An 11089-nucleotide genomic window follows, 5' to 3' on the forward strand; every position below is an offset into this window, starting at 1 on the left:
AAATTTGAGCTTTCTGTTAATCTAGCGTAGCAAGAGTTTAATTGTTTGTAAGTTTGTAGATTTTTGTTGCAATGCCGATTAATTTGCCCTCTTCATTATCTCCTAATACTTGGCCGTTTGATTTGGAACTGCTGACACCGCCTGCTTATATGGTGGGCGGTGCGGTACGGGATGCGTTGCTGGGCCGCCGATCGCACTATTTTGACTTGGATTTTGTCATGCTAACACGGGCGGTGAAGACTGCTCGAAAAATTGCCGATCGCACGAATGGTGGATTTGTCTTGTTGGATGCGGAACGCCAAATTGCGCGGGTGGTGTTTGCGGGCGGTACGGTGGATTTGGCGCAAGCGGAAGGGGGGAGTCTGGAGGGGGATTTGCTGCGCCGAGATTTTCGGATAAATGCGATCGCCTACAATCCTTTTACAGGAGAAATCATCGATCCTTTGGACGGTCAAACTGATTTGCGGTTGGGTGTGCTGCGGATGATTTCGCGGTCAAATTTGGAGGACGATCCGCTGAGGTTATTAAGAGCTTACCGCCAAGCGGCACAGTTGGGTTTTGCGATCGAACCTGAAACTCAATCGGCGATTCGGGAATTAGCGCCCCTGTTGAGTCGGGTAGCGGTGGAACGGGTGCGGACGGAATTGGGTTATTTGTTGAGCAATCCTAACGGTGTTCCTTGGATTTGTCGCGGTTGCGAAGATGGTTTGTTTTCGATTTGGTTTGAAAGTGCGATCGACCGTTTTGATATTTTGACAAAAATTGACGCCTCTGCTGACAAATTAGCGGCAATTTACCCGGAATTAGGGAAGGAATTCGGGCGTCAGATTAGAGATACAATTAAAACGCCTTTGTTGGCTGTGGCGAAGCTGGCTATTTTGGCAGATTCCGACCCGACAATTGCTGAAACGCAGTTGCTGCGGTTGAAGTACAGCAATGCGGAGGTGAAAAGTGCGATCGGGCTTTTGAAATACTTGCCCAAATTGCAAGCAAAACCTATCGCGGAAATGTCTTTGCGAGAACAGTATTTTTTGTTTAGGGATGTGGGAATAGTATTTCCAGTTTTAGCAGTTTTGGCAGTGGCGGCGGGAGTTGCGGTTGATGAGATTTCACTGTTAATTAATCGCTATCTCGATAGGGATGATATTATTGCTCATCCCACACAATTAGTTAGCGGCAATGATTTAATGGAATATTTAAATTTGCCCAGAAGTCCACGGATAGGCCAATTGTTGATGGAGATTCAATTAGCGCGGGTGGAAGGGAGAATTGCGACTCGCGAAGATGCGCTGAAATTGTCGGTAGAGTTGGTTGATGTTCATTGATATTTTGCAACTGTGGCAACAGTGCGATCGCTCCAATAATCTCTTGACAATTGTCGCGACAATTACTATTATTGAAGTGATGCTTATTAAATAAAAATAATTAAATGCAACCTTTGAGTCTAATATCACCTGTGATTTCCGCCGAACGGGAATTGCGAGAGGTTTATCAAAGCAAATACGGCATTCTCTACCAGGAAGACTGTCTCAAGTTTTTAGGTGCTATTCCCGATTACAGCGCCGATATTGTCTTTGCAGATCCGCCCTTTAATCTGGGCAAAGATTATGGCAATGGTGCGAGCGACCTGCTGAATTCCAGCGATTATCTTGCTTGGTCAAAACAGTGGCTTAAAGAAAGTATTCGAGTGCTTAAACCGGGCGGAAGTCTATTTATTTTCAACTTACCTAAATGGTGCATTGAGTACGGTGCATATTTAAACCAAGAGGGAATGAACTTTCGTCACTGGATAGCTTGTAGAATGCCTAAAGCCTTTCCTCGCGGCAAGAAAATGTCTCCCGCACACTACGGATTGCTTTACTACACAAAAGGCGAACCAGCAGTTTTCAATAAAGTTTATACGCCGATTCAAGTCTGCCGACATTGCGGAGGAGAGATTAAAGATTACGGCGGACACCGCAAAAAATTAAATCCTCAAGGTATTAACTTAATGGATGTTTGGGATGCTCCCGAAGATGTCTGGGAAAATGCTTCTGAAGATATTCGAGAAGAAAATCTGTGGACTTTAATTGAGGAAATGTGGACAGATATTCCGCCAGTAAGACACCGACAGCACAAGAAAAGGGGAGCCAACGAATTAGCTCCAATCATGCTGGAGCGTATCATTGCTATGGCATCGAATCCGGGACAAGTTGTAATCGATCCTTTTGGAGGTTCTGGCACTACATTTTATGCAGCAGAGAAGTTGGGTAGGTATTGGCTGGGTACAGAAATCGGCGATATTGAACCAGCAGTGAAGCGGTTACAAGACTTGGCAAATGGAAAAGTTGAAAACTGGGAATCAGCAAGAGGAAAGACCAAAAATAAAGCTAAACAAAACGAGTCAATCCAACTATAATTTGTTTTCTTGACAACTAACATTTTATATTAAAGCGCGACCATCTGTGCCTTTAGTAATTGTAGGTACGTTGCTATCCAGGGCATCATGTTCAATGACAAATATGGCTAAAAAACCTTCTTGTATGTTAACAGCACGCCAGACATCAAAGTAAGGCTCTAGCTCCTCATAATTGCCAATTCTATCAGTCAAATAAGGGTACAGTTTGCGGCTGGGCAGAACTAATGCCGTCCCCAAAAAAATCCCTCGTAAAATACCGAGAACCAGTTTATTAACAGCACGGTGACTTGATGAGATATTTCCTGTTTCCCATTCAAAGGCAAATAAATGATTGTCTAAGATTTTGGTAGCATCTACTCGTCCTGGCGCTCTAGTTGCAAATCGGATTTTAGTTTCAAGCTGCCATCCAAAATTGTCCTGAAGAGCCGCCATACAAGCATTTTTGATAGGTTTGACACCGTTTCCGTGGCTGGTTGGATTGATCGTAAAGTTTGATGCACCCACAGGCCACGCGATCGCGTCAATAGCAATCCGTATTTCATTTTTAATAACTCCCCATTCTTCTGACTCCTCAAAGTTACCGCGACTAATAAGTGATACTTCTTGAACTATCTTCACAGCGTACTAAGCCTGTTCATTTATACTTGCTTTTAGTTCTTCCGGCAATTCAAACTTGCCATCTGCACCCGCTTTAAACTCAACAACTTTCAACACAGCATCAACATTCAGCGGCCCGTAAATATGCGGATAAAGATCTCCGGCTGCCGATTCATACTTAACTTCTGCTTGCACTTTCCCAGAGTCAATGCACAGCAAAAGCAATCCTGTTTGTCCGACAAAAAATTTGTTGGCACTTCTAGTAACTTGCGGGAGTGTCGAACAGTGGATAAATCCTTCAGAGTCTAGGGTATCGCCGCGATAGGATTGAAGGTGTTTTGCTTCTTCCCACTGTTGGCTTTTAGCAATGTGAAATATAACGCTCATAATTGAATAATTTTAACGTGAAACAGTATTTTGTTAGAGCCCCGACTTGTTTAAGCAGTCGGGGAGCTGCTTTCCCAGGCAGAGCCTAGAAGATTAAAACACTAAAGTCCTTACTACAAACCTAGCACGATACGAGTACATCCGATCGCCTGAGAACTCTCATATCTTCCTCATCGAGTTCGACTGGTGTACCGCTGCGAATTAGTTCCACAAAATCCTCATTCGGCACCATGATGCACAAAGTGTACAAACGTTCACTGCCCGTATTCTCAATTACGTGAGTGGCTGTTGGAGGCACTAACAAACTATCTCCAGGTTGAATACTAACTGTTTTTCCGTCGCAGGTTGCTTGCCCAGTTCCTTTGAGTACAAAAAACATTTCGACTGCCAATAGATGGCGGTTGGGAGGAGTTTTGCCGTCCACATCGAAAATCTCCACGCAAACTGTTAATGAAACATTAGCTATTACCGGATCGAAAACGATCGCTAATCGATTAGTATCGCCCGGACTGATGCGAAATGCTTGGTAGTCTTTCGGAGACTTTATAACAGGAATCATGCACTGGTTTGTCATTTTTTTATTGTTAGTTGTCAGTTGTTATGTTTCTGGTGTCATTACTGAGAATCCAGAGTCATTAGTCCGCCGCTCAACCTCCAAAGTTTATTGATTTCACAGGAGAGTGCGCTGTCAGAGCAGGAAGCGAGATATATAGGCTTTGCTGTGCGGGACTCTCGCACTCCTAAAAAACGCTTTTTGTACTCCAGAGGGATACTCCCCTGATGACTGCTATTTAATTGCTTCTAACATAGCCTGAGAATCCGACAAAAAGCCAAAACATTGTTTAACGTTATAAAGAGTAGCTTGCCAGCAATACTCGGGAGATGTCGTAGCTGTACAATCTTTGACTAAAATACAGTCGTAACCGAGGAAATTAGCATCTTGCAGGGTAGCCATGACGCACTGATCGGCGTTTACTCCTCCGAAGAAAAGTGTAGTTCTGCCGAGGTTCCGCAAGATACTATCTAAAGGAGTATCCCAAAAGCCGCTCATCCGATATTTATCAACGCAAATATCCTCCGGTTTGGGTTTTAATTCATCGACAACCTGCGCTGCCCAACTCCCTGCCATCAGTACAGGTGCGTTGTTTTTTGGCAGCGGATCTCCCAAACCTACGCCGTCGCCTGTGGGATTGTAAACGTGACGGGAAGCTGCACTAATATTGAGCAAATCGGGGCGGTTCCCCCAGTTAATCCAAATAATTGGCACTGCGTGCGATCGCAATTTTGGCAGCAAATTTTTTAAAGGATTAATTGGAGTTCGGGCCGACGTTACATCTACGCCAATATGTGCTAGCCAACCGTCGGGATGACAGAAATCGTTTTGCATATCTATCACCAACATTGCTGCTTTTGCTAAGTCCAAACGCAGGGTTTTAGTTTCTGTTTCCAGGGTAACAGGTTGAGGCGCGATCGGCGATCGGGTGATATCGGCAATTTTGGCATCAACTTTCCAAGCATTCGGCGGTACGCCCAAGGTGCGGAGAGAATCAGGATTCATATAGATTGTGAGTCAAAAACAATCTCAATCTTATAGCTATTTGATGGTTACTAACTTGTCATATCTTAAATGTTTGTTATGATTAAGTATCAGTGGAAACTTTTTTAGATATTTTATAATTTATTAACTTTATTACAGTTGGGCGATCGCAAATGTTAGCAGCCTGCAATCCTACAATAAAAATTAATATAAATTTACACAAAGGGTAAATCTATGAGCTTTACAATTCAAAATGCTTTAATTCCGGTTGATAGCGGTTATGAAACCGCAGATAGATGTACAAGTAGTGGATAATTGCATAAGTACGATCGCCCAGAATTTAATTGGTGGCAAAATAGTTATTAAGGGCAAAAATAAGCTGCTGTAGCCCGGTTTTATCAACGCGCACACTTACTATTCATAAATGTGGCAAAGGTAAGGTGCAAAGGATCGATGTTGATGCTTTGAGGCGGGAATAATTCGATCGCAGCGAGTGGACTAGCAAGCGTCAATCGCAAACGGTGAGCGAGATTGAGGCCCATTACCGCCAAGAGATGAAACTGCAAGGTTATTCTTAGGGGGAATCACAGGTAAGGTGGGCATTGCCCTACAGTATGATGTTAAACTATGATATTTGCGACAAATTGATGATTAAACTGCACAAATGGCAGCGGATACTGGCTTTAATAGTTGTTTTTACGATCGCCCTTACCTCCTCCGCCATATTATCCCCGCGTCTCTTGGCTCAAACCCCGCCCCAAACCCCAACAACCGAATTGCGCGGCGTCTGGCTGACGAACATTGACAGCGACGTTATCTTCTCCCGCAACAACATCATTGACGCTGTAAATCGACTGGATAAACTCAATTTTAATACCATCTATCCCACGGTTTGGCAAGGAGGCTATACGCTTTATCCGAGTGCAGCAGCCCAACGAGTATTCGGAGAGTCGATCGATCCATCGCCCGGATTGAAAGACCGAGACATTCTCAAAGAAATTATAGCGCAATCTCGCCAAAAAGGTATAGCAGTAATCCCCTGGTTTGAGTTTGGTTTCATGGCTCCCGCCGAATCGGAATTAGCCACACTTCACCCCGACTGGCTGGCGCACCGGCGCGACGGTTCAACTATTTGGAAAGAAGGCCAACACGAGCGAGTTTGGCTGAATCCCTTTCATCCGGAAGTCCAGCAATTTATCTTAGATTTAATCCTAGAAATTGTCGATAATTATGATATAGATGGCATTCAATTTGACGACCATTTCGGCTTGCCAGTAGAATTTGGCTACGAGCCAGTAACAATGTTAATGTATCAGGAACAAATTAAAAGCCCTCCCTCCGACGACCCCCGCGAAACCTTCTGGGTGCGCTGGCGCGCGGACAAAATCAATGACTTCATGGGGCGAGTTTCTCGCGCCATCAAATCCCGCAAAGAAAAATGTATTGTCAGCTTATCTCCGAACCCTTTTCACTTTTCTTTGCCCGCCCACTTGCAGGACTGGTTTACCTGGGAAAGACGCGGCTACATCCAAGAAATTGTGTTGCAGGTGTATCGCAGCGATATCAAGCGTTTTAGTGCCGAACTGGAACGGGAAGAAGTTAAACTGGCTAAACTTAACATTCCAACTGCGATCGGCATTTTAACTGGTCTTAAAAATAATTCCGTGCCCCTCAAACAAATTCAAGAACAAGTGCAAGAAGTGCGAAAAAGAGATTTCGCTGGCGTGTCGTTCTTTTTCTACGAAAGTTTGTATAATTGGGCTAAGGAAACCCCCGAACAGCGCAATTCGGCATTGCAAGAATTCTTTCCCACAAAGATACAGCGCCCGCCATCCGAAGGTGGAATTTGAAACCCACGGTTAAAATGAGAAAAAGCATACAGCGCTTAGGAATTGTCATCTTATCTCTGACCGCTTTCCTAACAATTGGCTATCTAACTCCCAGAAAGTGGGGAAATTACGCGCAAGCAGATTGCACAATTTCTCTATACATTTCCAACGAAGGCATCCACACCGAGGTCATCGTTCCCGTTAAAAATGAATATTTTGACTGGAATCAATTTTTACCGCTAACAGAAATAGGGCGGGAGGCCACTTCTGATTATAAATATTTGTCTTTGGGCTGGGGAGATAGAGCTTTTATGTTGGAGACTCCCACATCAGGAAGTATCAACCCAGTTACAGCTTTCAAGGCGCTATTTCTCCCTACTCCGTCTACCCTACACGTTCAAGGTTATCGGGTTCTCCCCCTAAATATTGAAACCAAATGTGTTAAAATCAGTGGAAAAAATTATCGGCTGCTGGTAAGTTTTATTAATAATTCATTTCAATTAGGTGCAGCAGGTAAGCTAATGAAAATTAGCTACGGCTACGACAACAGCGACAGTTTTTATGAAGCAAAAGGCAGTTACTCTATTTTGAGAACTTGCAACGACTGGACGGCCGAAGCTTTGCAAAAAGCTGATGTCAATACTCCTTTATGGTCTACACTTTCTTCTGCGATTATGTTTCATTTAAATAGCGGTTGCGAATGTCAAAAATAAATGGTAATGGGTAATACAATTTTAGATTTTAGATTTTAAAATTCGGAATTAATGATTATGTATGGGTTGGTAGCTTGCCTAAAGTTGCATTCTTTTTTTTAACTGGTATAATTACCAATTTGAGGAAAAATCATGAATGTAATTCCAGCGATCGACTTATTGGATGGAAAATGCGTCAGATTGTATCAGGGAGACTACGCGAAGTCGCAAACTTTTAACGACAACCCCGTCGCAGTCGCCAGACAGTGGGTAAATGAAGGCGCGACAATGCTGCATTTAGTAGACCTCGATGGCGCTAAAGCAGGTCATCCAGTCAACCAAGCAGCCATTGAAGCGATCGTCCGATCGGTAGACGTTCCCTGTCAAGTAGGTGGGGGAATGCGCGATCGCGCTTCTGTTGCGGCTATCCTCAATTTAGGCGTTCGGCGCGTCATTCTCGGCACTGTCGCCGTCGAACAACCGCAATTAGTCGGCGAATTGTGCGCCGAATTTCCCGGCCGAATTCTGGTAGGTATCGATGCCAGAAATGGCAAAGTTGCTACTAGAGGCTGGCTAGAAACTTCGGAAGTTTTAGCAACAGAATTGGCGCAAAAAATGGCCGAGTTAGGTGCTGCTGAAATTATTTACACCGACATTCACCGCGACGGTACTATGGAAGGGCCGAATTTGGAATCTTTGCGCGAAATTGCTAACGCTATTTCGATTCCCGTGATTGCTTCCGGTGGCGTTAGTTCGATCGCAGATTTGTTGAGTTTGCTGGCTTTGGAACCAATTGGCGTCAAAAGTGCGATCGTCGGTAGGGCAATTTATACCGGCGATATCTTGCTAAAAGAAGCAATTCAAGCAGTGGGACAAGGGCGGTGGCAGGATGTACCGCCAGATTTGGGTTCTTCAAGCTTTGCTTGATAGTCATGTCGAGTTAACTGGCTACCCAATATGTAACAGTTATCAATTTTCCGACTTACAGTCAACAGTCACCAGTCAACAGTCAACAGTCAGCGTAGAATCGTCTTTCTTACCATCACCGTAACCATGTTTTTGAACCATACAATTACAGCTTTAAGTTCTGGGATGGCATCCCTAGTTAATCCCATACCTTTGTTAGCAACAGTCGAGGCAGAAAATTCGCCGATCGTCCTCAGCGGAGTTTTGCTCAGTTTGGTAGTGATTTATATCGCCAGTAAAATCGGCGCGGAAGTGGCTCTAAAATTTGATTTTCCCCCGGTTTTGGGTGAACTTGTAGCAGGGGTAATTGTTGGTGTATCTGCTTTACACTTGATCGTTTTTCCCGGAAGCGGGCTGTCAGCATCAGACTCCGGGATTATGACAGTTCTGCAATCGATTAATCATCTGTCTCCTGCCACCCTCACCAGTATCTTTGAATCGCAGAGTGAAATCATTGCAGTGCTAGCTGAATTAGGCGTGATTATTCTGCTGTTTGAAATTGGCTTAGAGTCGGATCTCAAACAACTCAAGCAAGTCGGAATTCAAGCTACCGTTGTCGCCTGCGTAGGTGTGGCAGTTCCCTTTGCCGCTGGTACTGCGGGCTTGATGATAATTTTCCACACGGCGGCAATTCCAGCAATTTTTGCGGGGGCTGCTTTGACGGCAACCAGCATTGGAATTACATCTAAAGTATTGTCTGATTTAGGACAACTGAACTCTAAAGAAGGTCAAATTATTGTCGGTGCGGCGGTGATTGATGATGTGTTAGGAATTATTGTCCTGGCTGTTGTCGCCAGTTTAGCCAAAACCGGTGAGATTGATGTTGTTAATGTCATCTATTTGATAGTCAGTGCAACTGTTTTTCTGCTAGGTTCGATTCTGTTGGGCGGTGTCTTCGACAAAACCTTCTCGGCGGTGGTGGGCCAACTCAAAACTCGCGGAAATATTCTCATCCCGGCATTTATTTTTGCCTACTTCATGGCTTTTCTGGGCAATGCAATTCATCTCGAAGCGATTTTGGGTGCCTTTGCTGCGGGCTTGGTTTTGGATGAAAGCGATGCCCGCCTGGAGTTGGATGAATTGGTGAAACCCATCGCCGATTTATTTGTACCCATCTTCTTTGTAACGGTAGGGGCACGGGCGGATTTGGGGGTTTTAAACCCAACAGTGCCGGATTATCGGGCGGGACTTTTGATAGCCGTATTTTTGATTTTGGTTGCTATTTTGGGCAAGATCGTAACAGGTTGGGTGGTGTTTGGTCAGCCTGGAATCAATCGATTGGCGATCGGAGTGGGGATGATTCCTCGGGGCGAAGTCGGGTTAGTGTTTGCCGGCATCGGTTCGGCGAGTGGGGTTTTGGATAAACCGTTAGAAGTCTCGATTATTATCATGGTGATTCTGACGACTTTTTTGGCTCCGCCTTTTCTGCGGATTGCCTTTGGCGATACGGTAGTGCCTCCTGCTACTGGGGAACTTTCTAGCGAGAAAACCGTTTGATTGAGGGAATTTGAGTCTGGGCGATCGACTGATTTAGAAACAAATGTCGATCGTCCAAATTTATTTAGCCGTAAGAATAAGTTTTAAGTTGTGATAAGCGGCTACAGCTTGACTTTCAACTGATAACAGTTGTCAGCGAGTTTAATTAGTTCCCCCAGGCCCCAAGTACCTTGATCGTTCAAAAGTTCCGCTAGTTGATTCGGGATTGCTTCTTGGCCCAGAAATGCCCCGCTGATGGCACAAGCCATTGCTGCGGTGGTATCCACATCGCCACCGACGGCGATGCTAGTGCAGAGAGTTTCCCAGTAATCTTGAGGCGTTCTCAAAAACGCATATAAACTCCACAAGACGCTACCAACTACAAAAGGGGAAATTCCTTGCCAAGAGCGATCGTAGTTTAACGGGAGTCCAGCTCTAGAAATCAACTCTACGGCTTCTTCTGGGGGCAATTTGACCCAATCAATCAAATCTTTGAGCAAAGCAGCAAAGGAAGAATCAACTTCTGCTACCCATTCGCTCAGTTGACCGAGAAATGGCTCAGTTTCAATCATCATGTCAGATTGAAGGGCGATCGCCACAGCCCCCGCGATCGCCACAGCACCGGCACAACACCGCGAATCTTGATGGGTGATGCGCCCTTGATCGCAAGCAGCTTGTACAAGCTGGGACGGGTCATCGTAGAATATTAAGCCGATCGGCCCTGCCCTCATAGCACTGCCATTACCAGCATTGGGAGCAGGAGTACCAGCTTCTTGCCAAGCAACGCCCCGTATCAGGCGGTTTGCAGCTTCTTCTGTCGATCGACCGCGCCCGACAATACGCTCTTGAGCGAAAATGTCAGCAATACGGGTGGCGTAGTCGCTGGGGTCGAATTCGCCACAAGCGAGGTAGCTTTGGAGGAGTTCGCGGGCGAGTTGGGAGTCGTCGGTGTATTGACCAAAAGGAAAGCCGAAGCGATCGCGATCTTTGATTTTTTTGAGTCTAACTTCGTAGCTGACAAAGTTTTGGCAAACTTCGGGAGGATAGCCTTCTACTCTACAGCCTATAGCGTCGCCGAGACACTGACCGATCAGACAACCTCTAAATTGTTCAAGACGCGGGACTGCCATTTATGTAGTTTTAAGTATGTCGATCTAATCTTATGTTAAATCCCCGACTTCTTAAAGCCTGCTGTGGAGAGTCAGAG

11 protein-coding genes are annotated in these 11089 nt (G+C 45.1%); 6 read left to right on the forward strand and 5 right to left on the reverse strand.

What is annotated here, in order from left to right; genetic code table 11:
* Positions 1–71 precede the first annotated feature (71 nt).
* Positions 72–1325: a CCA tRNA nucleotidyltransferase gene (locus QT994_RS14315; protein ID WP_333175590.1), complete on the forward strand. Its 1254-nt coding sequence runs from the start codon at positions 72–74 to the stop codon at positions 1323–1325.
* Positions 1326–1429: 104 nt separating this feature from the next.
* Positions 1430–2398, forward strand: coding sequence for a site-specific DNA-methyltransferase (locus QT994_RS14320; protein ID WP_333175591.1), 969 nt, complete (start codon positions 1430–1432; stop codon positions 2396–2398).
* 24 nt (positions 2399–2422) lie between these two features.
* On the opposite strand, the gene QT994_RS14325 is transcribed toward QT994_RS14320, so the two are convergent.
* The 4 genes from QT994_RS14325 to QT994_RS14340 form a co-directional block, all read right to left on the reverse strand.
* Positions 2423–3016, reverse strand: coding sequence for a restriction endonuclease (locus QT994_RS14325; protein WP_333175594.1), 594 nt, complete (start codon positions 3014–3016; stop codon positions 2423–2425).
* Positions 3017–3022: 6 nt separating this feature from the next.
* Positions 3023–3382 carry a DUF952 domain-containing protein gene (locus QT994_RS14330; protein ID WP_333175597.1) on the reverse strand — a complete coding sequence of 120 codons (360 nt, stop codon included), beginning with the start codon at positions 3380–3382 and terminating at the stop codon, positions 3023–3025.
* Between the two features lie 121 nt (positions 3383–3503).
* A complete protein-coding gene (locus QT994_RS14335) occupies positions 3504–3941 on the reverse strand; it encodes a cupin domain-containing protein (protein ID WP_333175599.1) in 438 nt (145 codons plus the stop codon).
* A gap of 228 nt (positions 3942–4169) precedes the next feature.
* The gene (locus QT994_RS14340) at positions 4170–4940 is read right to left on the reverse strand and encodes a cysteine hydrolase family protein (protein ID WP_333175602.1); all 771 of its coding nucleotides are present in this window, start codon (positions 4938–4940) and stop codon (positions 4170–4172) included.
* A 626-nt stretch (positions 4941–5566) separates the two neighbouring features.
* Here QT994_RS14340 and QT994_RS14345 point away from each other — a divergent pair.
* From QT994_RS14345 to QT994_RS14360, 4 genes are all read left to right on the forward strand, one after another.
* A complete protein-coding gene (locus QT994_RS14345; RefSeq protein ID WP_333175652.1) occupies positions 5567–6769 on the forward strand; it encodes a glycoside hydrolase family 10 protein in 1203 nt (400 codons plus the stop codon).
* Positions 6770–6783: 14 nt separating this feature from the next.
* A complete protein-coding gene (locus tag QT994_RS14350) occupies positions 6784–7461 on the forward strand; it encodes a TIGR02117 family protein (protein WP_333047467.1) in 678 nt (225 codons plus the stop codon).
* Between the two features lie 132 nt (positions 7462–7593).
* Positions 7594–8367 (forward strand): 1-(5-phosphoribosyl)-5-[(5-phosphoribosylamino)methylideneamino]imidazole-4-carboxamide isomerase, encoded by a 774-nt coding sequence (gene hisA / locus QT994_RS14355; RefSeq protein ID WP_006632646.1) that lies wholly within the window; start codon positions 7594–7596, stop codon positions 8365–8367.
* A gap of 165 nt (positions 8368–8532) precedes the next feature.
* Positions 8533–9903: a cation:proton antiporter gene (locus QT994_RS14360; protein WP_333175605.1), complete on the forward strand. Its 1371-nt coding sequence runs from the start codon at positions 8533–8535 to the stop codon at positions 9901–9903.
* A gap of 101 nt (positions 9904–10004) precedes the next feature.
* Here the strand turns inward: QT994_RS14360 and QT994_RS14365 are convergent, their stop codons facing one another.
* Positions 10005–11012, reverse strand: a complete 1008-nt coding sequence (locus QT994_RS14365; RefSeq protein WP_333175607.1) for an ADP-ribosylglycohydrolase family protein — start codon at positions 11010–11012, stop codon at positions 10005–10007.
* Positions 11013–11089 lie beyond the last annotated feature (77 nt).

This window comes from Microcoleus sp. S13_B4, assembly GCF_036700885.1.
GTDB lineage: Bacteria > Cyanobacteriota > Cyanobacteriia > Cyanobacteriales > Microcoleaceae > Microcoleus.

What these genes read in the sequence shown, in the direction of transcription:
- QT994_RS14335 (WP_333175599.1), bottom strand. Translation starts at nt 3,941, where the DNA reads ATGATTCCTGTTATAAAGTCTCCGAAAGACTACCAAGCATTTCGCATC.
- QT994_RS14320 (WP_333175591.1), top strand. Translation starts at nt 1,430, where the DNA reads ATGCAACCTTTGAGTCTAATATCACCTGTGATTTCCGCCGAACGGGAA.
- QT994_RS14365 (WP_333175607.1), bottom strand. Translation starts at nt 11,012, where the DNA reads ATGGCAGTCCCGCGTCTTGAACAATTTAGAGGTTGTCTGATCGGTCAG.
- hisA (WP_006632646.1), top strand. Translation starts at nt 7,594, where the DNA reads ATGAATGTAATTCCAGCGATCGACTTATTGGATGGAAAATGCGTCAGA.
- QT994_RS14350 (WP_333047467.1), top strand. Translation starts at nt 6,784, where the DNA reads ATGAGAAAAAGCATACAGCGCTTAGGAATTGTCATCTTATCTCTGACC.
- QT994_RS14340 (WP_333175602.1), bottom strand. Translation starts at nt 4,940, where the DNA reads ATGAATCCTGATTCTCTCCGCACCTTGGGCGTACCGCCGAATGCTTGG.
- QT994_RS14330 (WP_333175597.1), bottom strand. Translation starts at nt 3,382, where the DNA reads ATGAGCGTTATATTTCACATTGCTAAAAGCCAACAGTGGGAAGAAGCA.
- QT994_RS14315 (WP_333175590.1), top strand. Translation starts at nt 72, where the DNA reads ATGCCGATTAATTTGCCCTCTTCATTATCTCCTAATACTTGGCCGTTT.
- QT994_RS14345 (WP_333175652.1), top strand. Translation starts at nt 5,567, where the DNA reads ATGATTAAACTGCACAAATGGCAGCGGATACTGGCTTTAATAGTTGTT.
- QT994_RS14360 (WP_333175605.1), top strand. Translation starts at nt 8,533, where the DNA reads ATGGCATCCCTAGTTAATCCCATACCTTTGTTAGCAACAGTCGAGGCA.